We start from the raw sequence: 19,624 nt of genomic DNA, 5'->3' as shown, positions 1-19,624 counted from the left end.
AACCCATCAAAATTTATAAAAAGTGTAAAGTATACAGACCTTTAATAGCTATTGCTTCATCTTTTGAAGAAACATTATTCAGAATTAAACGATATACATTTGATATTTTTTTAAAACATTAATTATTCATTTTATTATTAAGTAAAAAATCCACGCACATAAAAATCAGAAATGAGAACTTTTAATAGCAATTTCAACATGCTATTCTGAATTCTTCTACAACATAATTAGTGTAGACAACTTCAAAATAAGGCTTTTACTAGTACGATTAGTAATAATCCATCCAACACGAATAAATCAATATGCGACTTATATCAGAAGATATTTTCTATCACTCTCAGAAAATTATCACCATTCTGATCTGAATAAAAAAATTCTGCATAAAGCTCTAATCTGATTTTTGAAATGATATGAGACAAAAATACAACAAATTAGCAAATCCACTATAAATTAATACAGAATAGGCTATAACTAAACTACCTTCGCAAAATCTCAACTATATCCTTTAAATATGCGTCTGCAAAACTTATGAAAACTGCTAAACACTAATAGAATTGGTAATTTCATTCAATAAAATACAAGCCTACCCATTCACTTTTTCACTACATTCAATCGCAAAAAAATCTTCCGCTTTACTTATAAATAAAGCAAAAATTTTTAGAAAGATGCAATAACTTACAATTTAACTGAGCTAGCTATAGCCATACTTTCTGAGTGATTAATTCTGAAACCTCTAATTTCCATATACATTTTCTCACTCGCTTTAAAAATGTTTGTAATTTTCTCTGCTTTATTCACTGACACGCCCAAATCTTGAGAGAGTTTTTCATAATTATTATTATGAAGTGCTTGATACTCGTTAAATGAAAGACGGCTCATGACTTTACTTACAAAACTACAAATCTCCTGCTGTAATGAACAAGAATTGTCAAATATTTTTCGCCGCATATTTTCTGGCAAATTTAAAACATCTTGCATTTCCTTACTGGGCATTGTTACCGCTTTCCTTTTAATACTATTTTGTGCTTCGTGTTGTTGTAAGATTGCATCTCTAGTGTATATTACATTATCTGTATATTGCTTAATTGCATAACTAAGTTTACCACAAGATTCTTCAGCTTTTTTGCGCCTGAAATTGCTCATACCAAATATCTCAACACCTGCAAGCATAAAAATAGATTGAGGAGCTTCCGTAATTTGCTTCGCAAGCTGCTTCGCAAGCTGCTTCGCAAGCTGCTTATCAAAACATGCAAATTCATCAATCAATTCCATCTTTTCTTTCAAGATTTCCGAATTATTATAAACAAGTTTTGAATAATACTTAACATTTTCGTAGCTTCTTTGAACAGAAAAATCTTTTTTAACTCTTTTAATAAGTTCTTTTTTCGTCAAAGAGACTAATATTCCTTCTGGAATGAACAAGTCTTCAAGAGCCTTAGGTATTACAGCTTTAAAAGATATTTTATCACCTAATTTTAATGTTTTTAATTCTTCTGGCATTAAATAATCTTTGTGGCATACGACACACACATCTCCCGTTTCAACTAGAATGGAATTTGGACTATGGCCTCTATAGATACCACTATAAACTATATCTTTACGAGGAGCTACAATAATCTGATTTTCAATATCTTTACACTTATTATTTCTGATAAACTCTTTCAGCATACACACTTTGTTTGGATCAGAAACATCTTCAAACAAATGTTCCATAGGAGCTAGATCACCTATGTCACCTTCTAAAGTTTTTGCAGCATTGCTGACAAATTCCATGCGTTCTTTTGTTATAACTGAAAAGTCAAGTTTATAATTAGCAGCTTTAGCAAGCTCATCAAAAAACACCAGTTTCGTACATTCATTCCCACCGATAAAAGGACATATATCATTAAGCAAAGAAAAGATTCTTGCTGCATTATGAAAAAATTCTTCGCATGGTAACTCTCTCAGATTATTCTTCTCAGAAAGAATTTTGTCAATTTTTTTTAAACTTTCTTGAATTTCATTACTGTTTACAGATCTCGATTCTCCCATTAGTACCAGCTCGTCGTTTATTACACTCTCATTAAATGGAATCTCGTTGCGAATCCACCCAGCCCACTCAAATATATTCCCACATAAGCGCTTATGAAGACATTTTAGATAAGAGGAATCAAATTGTTTTGGTGCCTCTTCACAAGAGAGATTAATAATTGCTTTCGCTATATCATGTGCACTTCTTTCACGAAAAGCAACTGTATCTGTTATTCCATATTTATTTATCGGCACTCCATTAGAAGTATAAACATCATGGTTTGAATATTTCTTTCGCACCACCTTTACTTTTTCCACAGAACGATCCATATGAGTATTAAACTGCTTTAGTGAATAATCTCCATTCGCATATTTCTCTAAAATATCTAAAGTTTTAGAATTAAGAGTATATCCTTCAATTATACACGCACTAATCACTAAATTAATTGTTTCACGACGCTTTTTTATTAGACTTTGAGGTATAGCATAATCAGACGCATATTTTGAAGCTTCCTGTTTCTGTATCTTTCTTTTAAACACTTATTAGCTCCTTATTAAAAAATTAAAAAACTCTCTCTCTTCAAGTTTCACCTAAAACGCCACACTTTTACACACTACTTTAGAAAATCATCATAAAACTCTAAACTCTCCTTCTACTAATACTAAATAACTAGGTACAAATTCTCAAAGCTTGACAAAAATACTAAAGCTAGTAACTACCAATTCATACTAATTTAAACATTTTGATTTTTTGAATTATTAAAAATAATAATATATTCAAATAAAAAATACAATAAAGTCAACAACATTATACATTCTTGACTTATTATTATACGGATTTTATACTCATTGAAAATATCAAAATGTAATTACAAATTCGATTAGCAAAGGCAACGCATATTTTACGTAAATGTGTATTTTTTATGCGAACATGTAGTTTTTTATTTCTGTTTAATTTAGAATTCGCAGCATAAAAAATCAACAAGGCTAATGATTCGATACTGATATGAATTTTTTATAATTGTAAACTTTGTAATTTAATTTCACATATAAAGGAACTTTTTATCCATGTCTAGAAGCATAGAAAAATGCAGCACTAACCGAGAATCTTCACCTGGTCGAATTTTATTCGCGAGTTTTATCGGCACAACAATAGAATATTTTGACTTTTATGCTTTTTCAACTGCCGCAGCTCTCATATTTCCTCGATTATTTTTCCCATCTCAAAATGAACAGCTCGCTATTTTGCAATCCTTCCTTATTTTTGGTGTCGCTTTCCTATCACGCCCTATAGGATCAGTTATTTTTGGACACTTTGGTGATAAAATTGGACGAAAAATAACACTCATTGCCTCTCTTCTAACAATGGGTATTTCAACAGTTATTATTGGTATTTTACCTACTTATGAAACAGCTGGATGGTTTGCGCCTTTCCTTTTAACAGTGTGTCGTTTTGGACAAGGAATCGGATTAGGAGGAGAATGGGGAGGAGCTGTGTTACTTGCAACAGAAAATGCTCCCCCAGAAAAACGTAGTTGGTATGCAATATTTCCGCAATTAGGCGCTCCAATCGGTTTATGTGTATCTATTATAGTTTATTTAGCATTATGGCATGCGCTTGATGAAGAGCAACTTTTTTCATGGGGATGGCGTATTCCTTTTGTTGGCTCAATTGTCTTCATTATTTTAGGATTATGGATTCGTATGTCGATCAATGAAACAATTGAATTCAAAAAAAATGTCGGCCACGAAAAAACCTCCCAAATACCTGTACTAGATGTATTCTTCAAACACCCACGGATTTTGTTTCTTGGTACATTTTCTAGCATGACAGCTCTTGTGCTATTTTACCTGGTTACGACTTACTTGCTAAGTTATTCAACAAATCATCTGCAATTATCATTTAATGAAGCACTTCAAGTAGAAATGATCGGTGCTGTTTTTTTTGGTATTTTTACTATTCTTACAGGAAAAATTGCTAATCATATTAAACGCAGAAGTTTGATGATTTGGGTTACAATAGCTACCTGTATTTATTCCTTTGCAATTCCTTACTTCTTCGATAATGGAATTTTAGGTATTTGTGCAATGTCTGTTATTGGTTTATCTTTAATGGGAATGACGTACAGTCAGATTGGTGCGGTTCTTTCATCAGCATATCCAACAGAAGTTCGATATAGTGGTGTTTCTATAACCTTTAATTTAGCTGGTATTTTAGGCGCAGCTATTGCACCTTATATTGCAGAATATCTAGTACAACATTTTAGTACTTCTTATATTAGTTATTATCTCTTCTTATCTTCTTTTATCTCACTCGTTTGCTTTATTAGCTTTACAGATGAAGAGATATCACACTAAAACAATATAATGAAACTAATATTAGCGGCAGAGATGCCGCTAATTTTATTTTTAAGGGCATCGGTCTAGGTAAAGTCCACCATAATATTCCAGCAAATAATGCACAAAGGAAAAAGAATAAGATATCAATAATCATAGTATTAATATGAGAGGCAGAAAATATCTGCGATAGAATATTTGTTGTTCCCAACCATGAAACACAAAAAAAAGCTAATATTACAGCCCATAGAATAAGTAAAACTCGGTCAAATATCATTATCATTCCAATTGAATATTTTAATCTTAGGCTATATTTTTGTCACCCCTAAAATAAAAATCATAAGAAAAATTCAACCTGATTATTTCCCAACCAAGAGCTCTGATTTATGAGAGCTCAATACTGAAAAAAACAAAATAAAGATATCCTATACCTCAAACCTGCTGTTCCCAACGATGATCTTCAGTCTGCTGCCAATAAGTTAAATTATAATTTTTTGTTTTATAGTTTTTCCACTGCTCACGAATAAGATTCAATTGTGCATCATTATGACCATCAAACATAATCACAAGTCGTTGATAAATATCAATATCTGAACAAACAGCGCCCTCTATAAGAAAACGCACTTTTGAATCATTTGGATTTTCTTGTCCTGTAGTAAGAAATACAGGCTGCAAATCTGGATAGTTATCATATTCTGTCCCATGCCCAATAAATGATTCATCAGAATAAACCCATAAACAAGTATCTATAAAATTGCATTGTTCTTTACTTATACATTGTATTGTTATTCTACCAAAACGCTTCAATGCACGCTCCACCAACACAGGCAAAGTATCTTTTAAAGTTGACTTCGTTAAATGATAGAAAAGAATATCAACCATTTTAATCCTCAATACTTTTCATTATAACGCACTATTAGGTCTTCAGTATTTTAATACAATAAAGTAAGTTAGAGTTGAAAATCTCGTTTTATTTTAATAATTATATTCTCAAAAAATAATATCATATATTGATATTTATAAAATCATATTATTCTCATATAAGCCAGAAAATAAGATGACTATGTAACTGCAATCATAGCTTTTCTTTTTGCATTTTTTAATAGAATTGCTTCTTTCACATAGAGCTGCATATCATTTGATGCAGCTAATTCATATAACTTTTAAAGAGGAATTTTTACTTGCACTTAATCCCATTTCTCTAAAATATCTACAAATGTAAAAAAACCTCAGAATAATGCTATGTTTATAGAATAACAAGCCAACATCACCATTATATTTACTAATTCCTGATATTATAATTTCCTTGCATTTAAATATTTCATACAAAATGCCTTGATTCTTTTCTCAAACGATTTTATTCATATACCAGTCTAGTTACGTAATGCATACATAAAACACCTTGTTAATTCAAAATAAGAAAGACTGAAAAATATTATTCTGTTGAAAACTTATTATTCAAAATAATAAATGAATTGCCTGTATGAGGCTAACCATATTTAAGATAAGTTAATCATCTTCTATTGCTAATGAGAAACAAGCATACGCACATAGAAACAATCTTTAAATTTCGATTATATGCTTAAATTTAACGCATTATAGAATATCTATTTTGAAGTGAAAACTGAGGATAACATCTATTCTATGCGGATTCTTGAATTATATATATTAAAACGCATTTTTATTCTTTTTAGTGCTGTGATGCTTGGAGCAATTGGCATCAGTTGGACTGTACAAATTCTTGCACGAATCAATTTTCTTACAACAAGTGGACAAACGTTTTTAACAATTTTATATTTTTCATCTCTATTAATTCCTTCTGTCACTTCTCTTGTTATACCATTCGCATTAGTTATTGCAATTACAATCATCCTGTCGACAATGAATCAAGACACAGAATTAGCTGTTATCAGCGCCTCAGGCATATCCAAAAATATTGTTTGGAAGCCAATTCTTCTTTTAGCAATTCTGGCTTCATTTGCTTCCTTTTCCATTACTAATTTTATTGCCCCTCATGCACGTCTTAATATGAGACAAATGTTAGCAAATGCTCATTCTGATCTTATTAGTCTTTTCATTCGTGAGGGTAGCTTCCAAGAATTAACTAAAAATCTTTACATAGAAATTGGTGAACGAAATGCAAATGGAACCATTGGCCGTCTTTTCATTGCTGATCAGCGCAATCCTCAGCTTGGGCTTTTTTACTATGCAACAAAAGGAGCTATTGTTAACAATAAAAAAGGTAATTTTTTAATCCTCAATGATGGCGAAATAGAAAGAATTGATTATAAAAATGATAATGTTTCAATTATCAAATTTAGCTCCCATACTTTTAGTCTAAGCGAATTTATTCCCAATAAGAAAACACCTAATATTTATCCTAAAGATCGCCCTCTTTCTTATTTATCCAACCCCAATCCAAATGATCCTCATTATCAACGAAAACCGTTTCAATATAGAGCTGAATTCCATCGTCGTTTCACGGAATGTCTCTATCCTATTGTTTTTGCATTAATTGCAATAGCCATAGCAGGAAATGCACACTCATATCGACAAGCGCATATATCTGCAACTTTTTCTACAATTACTTTTTCCTTATTGATTTATTGGTTAGGATATTTTTTTGCACAGAAAACAGAAAATAACCCCTCTTATATTCCACTACTTTATATCATTCCAATAGGAATATGCTTATTAACCTTTTTTATACTGATAACAGACCATAAAATTGGTGTCCTTGAAAAATTCAATAATGTTATTCAAATAATTTTTCAAAAAATTACAAAGAATTGATTTACAGAGATAACTTTTCTTTTATTCAAACTGCATCATAACTCACATTAATGATAGTATATCAATATGGAAATGATTAATAATAGCTGTGTTTCCTACTATTCATTTTTCTATCTTCAAGCTCAGTGTGACGCGTACTTTATTATAACATAGAATTTTCTACAAATAACACTGATACAAAATACAGAAAACTGATTAAATCTAAATTATAATTATAGGAAGTTATCATTTCTAACAAATTACAAGATATTTTTTTATATAAAGTAGATATGTAAAATATTAAAGAATTATTAATATCTAAAATTGTAAGGCATATAAAATCATCTATATACTGTAAGTTAAAGTAATGTTAGATTGGTGAAATTTCAAACTACTGAATCCTTAATTAATGCTTTTTAATGTTGTGATAAAAGCATATCATGCGGTTTACAAACTCTTATGATAAAGCTACTTTGCGTTTCATTGAATATTCGCATGCATCATGATATCTACACATCGAAACTCTTAATATCTCTCGGATAAGGTATCATGATTGGATTGACGCTCGGACGATATTTTTTCATGCTTTATCTCAAAACAGTCTGTTGTTTCTTGCTAGGTGTTTTTATTCTCGTCCTCTTAATCGACTTTACAGAAAACTTTAGTAAACTAGCGTTGCTTCCTCATTATACAGCAAAAGGAGCATTCCTTATTTCATTGTTGAGAATTCCCTTGATTATACAACAACTCTTCCCCTTTATTACATTATTTTCTGCAATAACAATGCTTATCTCCCTTAATAAAAGACTTGAACTTGTTATTGCTCGTTCAATCGGTATTTCCGCATGGCAATTTCTCACACCAGCTTGTTTCGGAGCTTTTCTCTTTGGATTATTCTCTATTCTTTTTATTAATCCACTTGCTGCATGGAGCTCTTCCCAAGCAGAAAAAATTGTAGCAGCATGGCGTAATAATAATACCCAAATATCTATCAGTAACACGCGTATTCCATGGTTAACACAACACACAAATTTAGGAAGAACAACCATTGGTGCCAAATCAATCACACATAAAGATCTTTCTCTTATTGATGCAACCTTTGTACAATATAATGAGAATGCAACAGTAAAAAACTGGATTAATACCAAAAAAGCAATGTTGACAGATGGTGCTTGGTTATTAATAAATGGAACAATCTATAAAATAGGGCAAACTCCTGAAAAATTCTCTGAATTACGAATAAAAACTCACTTAAAACCTGAGTTTTTAACTGAATATTTAGCCGACCCTGTAACTATTCCATTTTACAAATTACCAAAAAAAATTGCTGTTGCGCGTTCATTTGGTTATTCTGCCAATAAATTTGATATGCATTTACAATCACTTATTGCGTTACCAATGTTACTTGTGGCAATGACTCTCATTGCAGCAACTGTATCACTAAAAATTCCACGCTTTGGACAATCCAAAACATTAATTCTTGGTGGTGTAATTGCGGGATTTATACTTTATGTTATTTCTATGCTTGTTCGAAGTTTTGGTAACGCCGGTTACATTCCACCAATCATTGCTGCTTGGGTACCAGTTATAGTGGCATTGTTTTTTGGCATATCCTTTTTACTTTATACGGAGGATGGTTAAGTAAAAATGTTAGCAAAACTGAGAACATTGGTTATAAAAAGTCTCATCAGTTTTTCTGGAGGTACCCTTATATCTTATTCTGCAATAGCACAAAATTCTAATCCTTTTTTTCAAAATCATCTCAAAAATACAAAAAGTCCTTTCTTACTCTCTGCTGATAAACTTATTTACAATCGTGATTCAAACATCATTTCTGCACAAGGAAATGTCCAAATTGAATATAACAGCAATAAAGCTGTCGCTCAAAGAGTCACTTATAATCAAAAAACAGGACGCGTCATAGCTCAAGGAAATGTTAAGATTACTCAAAAGGATGGAAATAAAATCTATTCTAATTATATTGATATGACAAAGGACTTTGGAGACGGATTTGTAAATTCTTTACGCATCAAAACAACTAATAATACATACTTCACAGCTGAAAATGCTAACCGCAACAAGAATCAAATAACAATTTTTAATAATGCTATCTATACAGCATGTGAACTTTGCCATAAAAAATCAGGTGGAGTAGTCTCGTGGCAAATTAAAGCGAAAAAAATCATATGGAACAATGTAAAAAAAACAATTCGATTTGAAAACGGCTACTTCGAAACTTTTGGCATCCCAATTTTATATTTTCCAATTATCGAATTCCCTGACCCAACAGTAAAACGTATCAGCGGTTTTTTGTCTCCTCATTTTTTTTATGCTGATAACCTTGGTATTGGCATAAAAAACTCTTATTTCTGGAACCTATCACTCTACAATGATTTCACACTTTCTTCTACAATCTATACAAAACAGGGGCTTTTAACTGAAGGTACATGGCATCAACGCTTAAAAACAGGCCATTATAACGTCCACTTTGCTCATATATACCAAATTAATCCTCACAACTTCGATAATGATAGAGTTGATTCACAAAATACCAATCGTTATATGGTAGCAACAAGAGGTGACTTTCGTATTAATTCCCGATGGGTTTACGGCTGGAATATCTTTGCACAGTCAGACAGAAATTTTAGCCGTACATACAAACTTGAAAATTATAATGACCCTGTAAAAATTTCTCAGTTTTATTTAAATGGTCTTGCAGATAAAAATTATTTTGACATGCATTTTTACCGTTTCAATATCCAAAATTCAATACTTAAAGATACCCTCAACGATCGCCATTCTCAGCAAGCATGGGTTCTACCTATTATTGATTATTTTTGGACACCAAATCAATCAATTTATAGTGGAAATCTTACCTTCCGTAGTAATATACAATCAATTTATCGTCGTCATGCTGATTTTAATAATACAAATTTGCCAAATTATCCCGGTAATGCCCATCAGTTTTCCAGTATAGCTGGAAACAGTTTTCGTTTAACAAATGAATTAGAATGGAAAAAACGTTTCAATACAAAAAATGGTTTAGTATTAACCCCCATCTTTGCCTTACGCATTGATACAAGTGCGATAAACACTCACAATAATTATATTACTGGCATAGAAAATATCTCTTCGAAAAATTTTAATATTGCTTCCTCAACAATTCGTAGTATGGCAACGACAGGCTTGGAGTTACGATATCCTCTTCTTATTACTGCCCAAATATCTACACATATACTAGAACCAATAGCACAAATTTTTATACGCAATAACGAACAATATGTAAAACAATTACCAAACGAAGACGCACAAAGCCTTGTATTTGATACAACTACCTTATTTCAAAGAGATAAATTCTCTGGTTATGATCGTGTAGAAGGAGGAACAAGAGTAAATATAGGTCTTAGATATTCTGGAAGTTTTAATAATAATTGGTCTCTTTATGGGCTTTTTGGACAGTCATTTCATCTCGCAGGAAAAAATTCGTTCGCAGAGAAAGACTTTGTCAATTTAGGTGCATACTCTGGTCTTGAAACAGCTCACTCAGACTATGTGACAATGTTTGAAGCAAATCATACTCGTGGTTTTTCTATAGCATCTCGTGGACGTTTTAATCAAAAAACAGGAAAAATCCGTCGTGGTGAATTAGAAGCATCACAAAAATGGTCAAATCTTTGGGCATCTATGCAATATGCCTATATTTCACATCAACAAAATGATGAATATACGCAAGATCGACAAGAGATTTCTTTTCAAGTGGGGCTTAAATTTTCCAACTATTGGTCCATTAATAATAATGCTAGTTACGATTTAGTATCTAACGCTTTGGTAAAACAAGGAATAAATCTAAGTTATATAGATGAATGTTTTGGAATAACAATTGGCTATCAACAAGTAAAAAATCCAAAAAGAAATATGCCTTTAAAAAACTTTAATTTTTCTTTTTCATTACGTACAATCACAGATATTGGCAAAAAAATAAAATCAGATTTACAATAGAGAACATATAGATCTTAACTTATCATTGTTTTTATGCAGAAAAACATATATTTTGGGTAACGGGTGAAAATTGATCGTAAAGGTTTACTTACATGAATATACTAAAAAATAGTGCTCTTGCTTTATTTTGTATCACTTTTTTGAGTGTAAGCAGTTTATCCATAAGCATATTTTTTACATCACAAGCTTTTGCACAAACTTCAGTTGTCGTCACAGTTAATGGTAGTGCTATTACAAGTTATGATATTCAAAGGCGCATTGCTTTTCTTAAATTGCAACAGAGACAAGGAAATCTTGCTGCACAAGCTAAAAATGAGCTTATTGATGAAACCCTTAAAAATAATGAAATAAAGCGGCGGAATATTGAGGTTAGCAAAGATGAACTTGAGAGTGCTTTTGAGAATTTCGCAATACAAAATAATATGACTGTTGAGCAACTCAGTCAAATGCTCGCTCAAACTGATGTTACAGTGGAACACTTTAAAGCATATATTCTTGGACAAATGGGGTGGGGACGTCTTGTTAATGCACGTTATCAAGCTGAAGGTGGCGTTCTTACAGAACAAGAAGCTGTCCATAGAATATTAAAAAATGGCGGTGTAAAACCTTCAACAAACGAATATACACTACAACAAATTATTTTTGTTATTCCTGAACATCGACGGTCAGCAATTCTGGAAAAACGCATACAAGAAGCAAATCAGTTTCGTGCAAATTTCCGTGGATGTAATAGCGCTAAAAACCAAGCAAAAGGTATTTTAGATATTACTATCCGTCATTTGGGAAAATTTTTGGAACCTCAGCTTCCTAGAAATTGGGAAAAAGCTATCCTTGCAACACCAGCTGGAAAAATGACCAACCTTCAAGAGACACAGCATGGTATTGAAGCAGTTGCTGTCTGTCAAATAAAAAGAGTTTCTGATGATCGTGTAGCCAGACTGATATTTTCTATCCAAGATCATCAAAAAAAAGATATTCCGCAACTTCTTGAAGCTATCAGTGAAAAATATTTAAAAGAATTGAGACAAACAGCACGTATTCAAAATTCATAATGACTCCGCTAATCGTTAGCAGTGGCGATCCAGCAGGAATTGGTCCTGAGATTGTTATAAAAACGTGGAATATGCGTAATATACGTCAAATTCCACCCTTTGTTCTCTTAGCCGATCCTGAAATTATTCGTTCACGCGCTCATTTTTTACAACTTAATATTGATATAAAATCTGTTTCTACTCATAATGTTGTAGAAAGTTTTCCAATATCTCTTCCTATAATTCCTTTAAAAAATCGACAAAGTGATCAACTAGGATTATCTTCACCTGATAACGCTGCTGGAATAATTGAATCAATCGAACGCAGCGTTCAATTGATTCAAAGTGGTCACGGGCGTGCATTAATTACTTGCCCTATTGCAAAGAAGAGTCTTTACGATTTTGGATTCAACTTTCCAGGTCATACTGAATTTCTTGCTTATCTTGCTCAAAAATTTTCCAATCAACAATATCATCCAGTTATGATGTTAGCTGGACCTCAACTAAAAACGGTACCAATTACTATTCATATTCCACTTAACAAAGTATCTTCATCTCTTACCTGTAATTTAATTATTAAAACTGCATTAATTACTGAAAATGATTTAAAAACTAGATTTGCAATGAATTCACCCCGCTTAGCTATTGCTGGTCTTAATCCTCATGCTGGAGAAAATGGTGCAATAGGAAAAGAAGAAAAAAAAATTATTATTCCTGCTATTGAATATCTTAAAAAAAAAGGACTTAATATTATAGGCCCCCTCTCTCCTGACATAATGTTTCATGAACGTATAAGGAAAGCATATGATGTTGCTCTTTGTATGTACCATGATCAAGCTCTTATCCCTGTTAAAACATTAGACTTTGATACTACTGTTAATGTTACCTTAGGATTACCTTTCATTCGCACCTCCCCAGACCATGGCACTGCTTTTGATATTGCACATAAAGGGATAGCTTCTCCCGAAAGTTTTATTTCTGCTCTTAAACTTGCAGATCAACTCACAAAAAACAATCCAATCACATGCTAATAGATAATCTCCCTCCTCTCCGTAACGTAATCAATAAATATAAGTTACAAGCTAATAAATCTCTAGGGCAGAATTTTATTTTTAATCTTAATTTAACAACTAAGATTGCTCATCAAGCAGGAAATATAGAAGGAAAACCTGTTCTTGAAATCGGTCCTGGTCCTGGTGGTTTGACTCGCGCTTTACTAGCAAAAGGTGCTATTGTAACAGCGATAGAGCGTGATGAACGTTGTATGCCAGCTCTTTTAGAAATAGAAAAGCACTATCCACAAAAACTCAAACTTATTTTTAATGATGCATTAAAACAAGATTTCTCAAAACTTTTTGAAGCATATCCGGAAAAACCGCGAATTATTGCAAATCTGCCATATAATATTGGAACACAACTCTTATTAAATTGGCTTTTAACAAAATCATGGCCTCCTTTTTATGAGTCAATGACTTTAATGTTTCAACGTGAAGTTGCAAAACGTATTACAGCAACTTCTCAATCTCCTTACTACGGTCGTCTTAGCATATTGACTGGTTGGCGTAGCATTGCAAAAATCGCTTTTGATATTCCTCCTCAAGCCTTCATACCAGAGCCAAAAGTGACTTCTTCCGTTGTTCACATTATTCCACGCTTACAACCTCTCGCTTGCTCTACAAAAAAATTAAGCCTCATAACAAAAATTGCTTTTGGACAAAGACGCAAAATGCTACGCCAAAGTCTTAAAACTATTGGAGGCAAAACACTTTTAGAAAAAGCTGGCATTGATGGAACACGCCGAGCAGAAACACTTTCTATTTCTGAATTCGTAACTTTAGCTAACCTAATCACTTAAAGAAATAGAACCTTTTTAATCCGAAGTTTCTCTTAAAATGATAAGCATATTAATTAATTTTTTCAGCGATAAGCTTATCAATGAAAGATTTAAGAAAACGACAACGCTTACGTTTCATTGTTTCTGCTAAATAAATCGATTTAATAAATAATAACGACTGATTCAAATCTTCGTTAATTACGACATAATCGTAAGAGCGCCATTGCTGAATTTCTGTTCGTGCATTGTTTAATCGCAAATTAATAATGTCTTGGTTATCTTCTGCTCGACGATGTAAACGAGCAACAAGCTCCTTCATTGATGGAGGAAGAATAAAAACAGAAACAGTATCACCTGGCATTTTTTTTTGAAGTTGTTCAGTCCCTTGATAATCAATATCAAATAACATATCCCGACCAGCGCTCAATGCATTTTCAACACTTTCACGTAAAGTTCCATAATAATTCCCATGCACTTCTGCCCACTCAATAAATTCCTCTCCTGCACACTTACGTTCAAATTCTTTTTTTGAAATAAAATGATAATGAACGCCATCTACTTCACTAGAGCGCCTTGCTCGCGTTGTCACACTGATAGAAAGCTCTAGTTGTTGATCTTTTAGAATTAATCGTGAAATTGTTGATTTACCAGCACCTGAAGGAGAAGAAAGAATAAATAGAAAACCGCGACGTTTATTTTTTTGTTGAGCACTCAATTCATGATCAAATAATGTCATAATGTTACTCTTTTCAAAATTTTCTAAATATGAATTCTAAATTTAAGAAGATTTATCGTTTTTCTAACGCACGCCATTTACGAACATTTGCATTATGTTCATCCAAAGTTTTAGAGAAAATATGTCTACCTGAACCGTCAGCTACAAAATAAAGCGCATCACTTTTCGGAAAACTTGCCACTACCTCTAAAGAATCGCGACCTGGATTTGCAATAGCTGTTGGTGGCAGCCCATCAATTTTATAAGTATTATATGGTGTTTCTCTCTCAAGATCTGACCGATAAATTGGACGACCTACAGGTTTACCTTTTCCGCCAAAAATACCATAAATTACTGTCGGATCAGATTGAAGACGCATACGCTTAGCAAGACGATTATAAAATACTGCAGCCACCTGCGGCTTCTCTGCTGCAACCCCTGTTTCTTTTTCAACAATTGATGCCAATATAACAAATTCATCAATAGACTTGATGGGTAAATCTGGTGAACGAGCAGCCCATATCGCATTAACTAATTTTGTTTGTTCTTCACGTAACCTTTTTATAATCTCCGCACGTGTTGTACCACGAATAAAATGAATAGTATCAGTCACTAAACTGCCCTCTGGAGGTAAAACTTCTGGAAGATCACCAATTAAAATTTCATTGGCTGATAACCGATCGAATACCTGTTGAACTGTTAAACCCTCAGGCACTGTAAAGGTATATTCAATAGATTTTCCTTTTACAAAAATATTCATAATATCATACATCGAAGCATATGCTGGAATTAAATATTCACCCGCTTTAAGACGTGTTGTGTTTTGGTAATAACCAATCCCATAAATAAAAATATCAGATGATCGAATAAGACCACGTTTTTCAAGCAATGATGCAATTTCACGAATTCCTTTTCCAGAATCAATAAGAATAACTTGTTCTTTCTCAGCTATCCCTTTTCCCTCAAAAATGTTTTTTACAATATAGAGAGGAATACCGACAACCAAAAGAATAACCACAATAAGCATTAAAAAAAAATTACCAAGAATAATAAACGGATTGCGCAAAATATGCGATCTTTTCCGTTTTTCATGTGACAATCCATTATTATGTGGCGAATAATTTAATGAAAAATCGTCTATATCCTGTAATGATGACTTACTTTTTACATTAGACATAACTCACTACCCTTAATCATTTTAGGTATTTTACTAATAATTTCTCATCAAAATCTTATAATTAAAAAGCTTATGAAAGCAGCCATAACAAATGAAATTGTTTATGATTAACTAAAGCGCCGCATTACTAAAGATGCGTTTGTTCCACCAAAACCAAATGAATTAGAAAGAATTATATCAATTTTTCTCTCACGTGGTGTATGCGGTACAAGATCAATTTTTGTTTTAACAGACGGATTGTCAAGATTGAGTGTTGCCGGAGCTATATTATCTCGTATAGCTAAAATACAAAAAATAGCCTCAGCTGCGCCAGCTGCTCCAAGTAGATGCCCAATAGATGATTTCGTTGATGACATTGATACCTTCAACGCATGATGACCTAAAACACGCTCAACAGCAGCTAGTTCTATAATATCAGCCATCGTTGATGTACCATGAGCATTAATATAATCAATATCGCACACATTCACTTGCGCGTGCTTAAGAGCCGACATCATACTACGTTGCGCACCTTCACCACTCTCCGAAGGAGCTGTAATATGATAAGCATCACCAGACAAACCATAACCAATCACTTCTGCATAAATACGAGCACCCCGCTTTTTTGCATGTTCAAGCTCTTCTAAAACGACAACAGCAGCTCCCTCACCCATAACAAAACCATCACGATCTGCATCATAAGGACGTGATGCACGCTCAGGTTCATCATTATGCCCAGTAGAAAGAGCTTTACAGGCAGCAAAACCAGCAAGAGATATACGATTAACTGGCGATTCAGCTCCCCCTGCTACCATTACATCCGCATCACCCAATGCAATTAAACGAGTTGCATCACCAATTGCATGAGCACCAGTCGAACAAGCTGTTACAACCGAATGATTAGGACCACGCAAACCATACTTAATAGCAACATAACCAGAAGCAAGATTAATCAAACGCCCTGGAATAAAAAAAGGAGAAATTCGCCGTGGACCTTTATCACGAAGTGTATAACCAGCCTCAACAATGCCCTCAACGCCACCAATACCAGAACCAATCATAACACCTGTCTGTATCTGATCTTCATCGCTTTTTGGAAACCATTCAGCATCTGCAAGTGCTTGATCAGCAGCAGCTACGGCATAAGTAATAAATGCATCAACCTTACGCTGCTCCTTAGGCTCCATATGTAAATCAGCATTATATGTACCATTTGTTCCATCCCCTAAAGGAATACGGCCAGCAATTTGACATGGTAAATCAGCAACATCAAATTCAGTGATACGCCGAACACCACTTTTTCTTTCAAGAAGCCGCCTCCAACTCCATTCAACATCACCAGCCAGTGGAGATACTAATCCCAAACCAGTAACAACAACACGTCTCATATTTCTAACCTTGAACCATCCGCCGCTAGAAGCCATATTGTCAAAATATGCCCTAACTAGAAAATAAGGCAAAAGCATAAAATACTTTTGCCCTTTAACTAAAATTATACAGAAGCTTTATCAATAAACTTCACTGCATCACCAACTGTGAAGATTGTCTCGGCAGCATCATCCGGAATTTCTATACCGAACTCTTCTTCAAAAGCCATAACAAGCTCAACTGTATCAAGGCTATCTGCTCCCAAATCATCAATAAAGCTTGCATTTTCTACTACCTTATCTGCGTCAACTCCAAGATGCTCTACGATAATCTTTCTAACGCGCTCTTCTGTATCACTCATATTGTATCCTCGAATTTATATTGTTTTCCTATACTTGGTTAGCGATATAAGTTCATATAATCAAGTAATAGATGCATTGCTCCAAAACTTTAGCGACAAATACACAATATTCCATGGATATCTCCTCTCAAATGCACTAAATTGATATCCTGATAAGTTGAACAATTACCATACTTAAAAAAACAAACTTATTGTTCTATTTTCTGCATCGTTATCTAAAATAATAATGGTTGTAAATCAATGTAGAATAAAGCAAATTCTCAAATCATTGCCATACCACCGTTGACATGTATTGTTTGTCCAGTCACATATCCTGCCTCATCACTCGCTAAATAAACAACCGCAGAAGCTATTTCTTGCCCCGTTCCCATACGCTTCATCGGAATTGTAGATATAATTTTTTCTTTCTGCTTTTCATTCAATTGATTGGTCATAGCGGATTTAATAAATCCTGGAGCAATACAATTAACCGTTATATTTCGTGATGCAACTTCTTGTGCCAATGACTTGGAAAAACCTATTAAACCAGCTTTCGCAGCACAATAATTTGTTTGTCCAGGATTACCCACAACACCAACAATAGAAGTTATATTAATAATACGTCCATAACGCCGACGCATCATATTATATATCAGCTCACGCGTTAAAGTAAAGGCAGCTGTCAAGTTAACTGTCAGCACATCATCCCAGTGCTGATCTTGCATACGTACAAAAAGGCCATCTCGAGTAATTCCGGCATTATTAATAAGAATATCAACCCCATTCATCTCTTTTTCTACTGTTTCAGCCAACTGTCTAATAGCATCACGATCAGAAAGATTAGCAGGAAAAATAAAAACATCTTTACCAAGATCTAAAGCAACTTTTTTGAGTCTTTCTTCACGCGTTCCATGTAGCCCAATAATCACTCCCTGTGCATGTAAAGCACGCGCAATTGCTTCACCAATATCTCCTGATGCTCCTGTGACAAGAGCTTTACGACCTGTTAATTTAAACATCTTTTAGACTCCCTAAGATTAAATACCTAGAATTTGTAATGCTTTTTCAATTTCCTCAGCCGTCCCAATTGTTAAACCATTGATATCCTTATTAATACGGCGTGTTAAGCCTGTTAATACTTTTCCAAAACCAACTTCAAAAAGAACATCAACCCCATTAGCTCCAAACCACTCGATTGTTTCACGCCATCGCACTCGTCCAGTCACCTGTTGAACAAGAAGCATAAGAATACGCTCTGGATCACTTTCTGGTGTAACAGAAACATTTGCAATAAGCGGAACAACAGGTGCTTTTATATTAACTGCTCTAAGAGCGTCTTTCATCGCATCAGCAGCAGGATGCATCAAAACTGAATGAAACGGTGCCGATACCGAAAGAAACAATACACGTTTAGCTCCTTTTTGTGAAGCAATCTTGATCGCCAACTGGACAGCTTTTGCTTCACCTGAAATAACAATCTGCCCACCGCCATTATCATTGGCGATCTGACATACTCCCTCTCCTAAAACGAGCTTGCAAATCTCTTCAACAGTTCGCTCATCCAAACCAATAATTGCCGCCATTGCACCTTCATCAACAGCAACAGCTGTTTGCATAGCATTTCCCCGAATCCGTAAAAGCTTTGCTGTATCAGCTAAACTAAATGTACCAGCGGCACAAAGCGCCGAATATTCTCCTAGAGAATGACCTGCAACAAATTTCACCTTTTTTGCTATATTAAATCCCAACTTTTCCATTACACGAATAATTGCCATAGACACAACCATCAATGCTGGCTGTGCATTTTCTGTTAACGTCAAAGCCTCTTCTGGTCCTTCAAAAATAATTCGTGATAATTTCTCACCTAAAGCATCATCAACTTCCTCAAAAACCATACGCGCTTCAACAAATTGCTCTGCAAGTACTTTTCCCATACCAACAACTTGGCTCCCCTGTCCTGGGAAAGTGAATGCTGCTACCATCATCATCTCCAAAATTAAATTGTAGATTTATCTTCTTTTCAACCAATTCAATAAACATAAATTACAACAAATCAACTTAT

The 19,624-nt window shown here is 33.7% G+C and carries 16 protein-coding genes; 7 read left to right on the top strand and 9 right to left on the bottom strand.

What is annotated here, in order from left to right; genetic code table 11:
- Positions 1 to 675: 675 nt before the first annotated feature.
- Positions 676 to 2,550: a BID domain-containing T4SS effector gene (locus M4Z11_RS02755; protein WP_249675925.1), complete on the bottom strand. Its 1,875-nt coding sequence runs from the start codon at positions 2,548 to 2,550 to the stop codon at positions 676 to 678.
- 528 nt (positions 2,551 to 3,078) lie between these two features.
- Between M4Z11_RS02755 and M4Z11_RS02750 the strand changes: the two genes are divergently transcribed.
- Positions 3,079 to 4,368 carry an MFS transporter gene (locus M4Z11_RS02750; RefSeq protein WP_249675923.1) on the top strand — a complete coding sequence of 430 codons (1,290 nt, stop codon included), beginning with the start codon at positions 3,079 to 3,081 and terminating at the stop codon, positions 4,366 to 4,368.
- Here the strand turns inward: M4Z11_RS02750 and M4Z11_RS02745 are convergent.
- Both M4Z11_RS02745 and M4Z11_RS02740 read right to left on the bottom strand, forming a co-directional pair.
- Complete coding sequence (locus tag M4Z11_RS02745) at positions 4,343 to 4,624, bottom strand: hypothetical protein (RefSeq protein WP_249675920.1); 282 nt, start codon at positions 4,622 to 4,624, stop codon at positions 4,343 to 4,345. The two genes, M4Z11_RS02750 and M4Z11_RS02745, sit on opposite strands and share 26 nt — an antisense overlap.
- Positions 4,625 to 4,779: 155 nt before the next feature.
- Positions 4,780 to 5,229 (bottom strand): DNA polymerase III subunit chi, encoded by a 450-nt coding sequence (locus tag M4Z11_RS02740; RefSeq protein ID WP_249675918.1) that lies wholly within the window; start codon positions 5,227 to 5,229, stop codon positions 4,780 to 4,782.
- A 762-nt stretch (positions 5,230 to 5,991) separates the two neighbouring features.
- Here M4Z11_RS02740 and lptF point away from each other — a divergent pair.
- The 6 genes from lptF (at position 5,992) to rsmA (ending at position 14,004) form a co-directional block, all read left to right on the top strand.
- Positions 5,992 to 7,140, top strand: a complete 1,149-nt coding sequence (gene lptF, locus M4Z11_RS02735; protein WP_249675917.1) for an LPS export ABC transporter permease LptF — start codon at positions 5,992 to 5,994, stop codon at positions 7,138 to 7,140.
- Positions 7,141 to 7,668: 528 nt separating this feature from the next.
- A complete protein-coding gene (lptG, locus tag M4Z11_RS02730) occupies positions 7,669 to 8,760 on the top strand; it encodes an LPS export ABC transporter permease LptG (RefSeq protein ID WP_249675915.1) in 1,092 nt (363 codons plus the stop codon).
- 6 nt (positions 8,761 to 8,766) lie between these two features.
- Positions 8,767 to 11,118, top strand: coding sequence for an LPS-assembly protein LptD (locus M4Z11_RS02725; RefSeq protein WP_249675912.1), 2,352 nt, complete (start codon positions 8,767 to 8,769; stop codon positions 11,116 to 11,118).
- A gap of 92 nt (positions 11,119 to 11,210) precedes the next feature.
- Positions 11,211 to 12,170 (top strand): SurA N-terminal domain-containing protein, encoded by a 960-nt coding sequence (locus M4Z11_RS02720; RefSeq protein ID WP_249675908.1) that lies wholly within the window; start codon positions 11,211 to 11,213, stop codon positions 12,168 to 12,170.
- Complete coding sequence (pdxA, locus tag M4Z11_RS02715) at positions 12,170 to 13,180, top strand: 4-hydroxythreonine-4-phosphate dehydrogenase PdxA (protein ID WP_249675907.1); 1,011 nt, start codon at positions 12,170 to 12,172, stop codon at positions 13,178 to 13,180. The genes M4Z11_RS02720 and pdxA overlap by 1 nt, the downstream gene beginning before the upstream one ends.
- Positions 13,174 to 14,004: a 16S rRNA (adenine(1518)-N(6)/adenine(1519)-N(6))-dimethyltransferase RsmA gene (gene rsmA / locus M4Z11_RS02710; RefSeq protein ID WP_249675904.1), complete on the top strand. Its 831-nt coding sequence runs from the start codon at positions 13,174 to 13,176 to the stop codon at positions 14,002 to 14,004. The genes pdxA and rsmA overlap by 7 nt, the downstream gene beginning before the upstream one ends.
- A gap of 49 nt (positions 14,005 to 14,053) precedes the next feature.
- On the opposite strand, the gene gmk is transcribed toward rsmA, so the two are convergent.
- The 6 genes from gmk to fabD form a co-directional block, all read right to left on the bottom strand.
- A complete protein-coding gene (gmk, locus tag M4Z11_RS02705; protein ID WP_249675901.1) occupies positions 14,054 to 14,719 on the bottom strand; it encodes a guanylate kinase in 666 nt (221 codons plus the stop codon).
- A 52-nt stretch (positions 14,720 to 14,771) separates the two neighbouring features.
- On the bottom strand, positions 14,772 to 15,875 hold the full coding sequence (mltG, locus tag M4Z11_RS02700) for an endolytic transglycosylase MltG (RefSeq protein WP_249675899.1): 1,104 nt from the start codon (positions 15,873 to 15,875) through the stop codon (positions 14,772 to 14,774).
- 107 nt (positions 15,876 to 15,982) lie between these two features.
- Positions 15,983 to 17,242, bottom strand: a complete 1,260-nt coding sequence (gene fabF / locus M4Z11_RS02695; RefSeq protein WP_249675897.1) for a beta-ketoacyl-ACP synthase II — start codon at positions 17,240 to 17,242, stop codon at positions 15,983 to 15,985.
- 104 nt (positions 17,243 to 17,346) lie between these two features.
- The gene (locus tag M4Z11_RS02690) at positions 17,347 to 17,583 is read right to left on the bottom strand and encodes an acyl carrier protein (RefSeq protein WP_013544895.1); all 237 of its coding nucleotides are present in this window, start codon (positions 17,581 to 17,583) and stop codon (positions 17,347 to 17,349) included.
- 260 nt (positions 17,584 to 17,843) lie between these two features.
- Entirely contained in the window at positions 17,844 to 18,581 is a 738-nt protein-coding gene (fabG, locus tag M4Z11_RS02685) for a 3-oxoacyl-[acyl-carrier-protein] reductase (RefSeq protein ID WP_249675894.1), read from the bottom strand.
- Between the two features lie 18 nt (positions 18,582 to 18,599).
- A complete protein-coding gene (gene fabD, locus M4Z11_RS02680) occupies positions 18,600 to 19,544 on the bottom strand; it encodes an ACP S-malonyltransferase (RefSeq protein WP_249675890.1) in 945 nt (314 codons plus the stop codon).
- Positions 19,545 to 19,624 lie beyond the last annotated feature (80 nt).

The sequence above is a fragment of the Bartonella bilalgolemi genome, from assembly GCF_023500045.1.
Classification (GTDB): domain Bacteria; phylum Pseudomonadota; class Alphaproteobacteria; order Rhizobiales; family Rhizobiaceae; genus Bartonella; species Bartonella bilalgolemii.
Note: the sequence above shows the minus strand (reverse complement) of the source record. Positions and strands in the feature narration are given on the sequence as shown.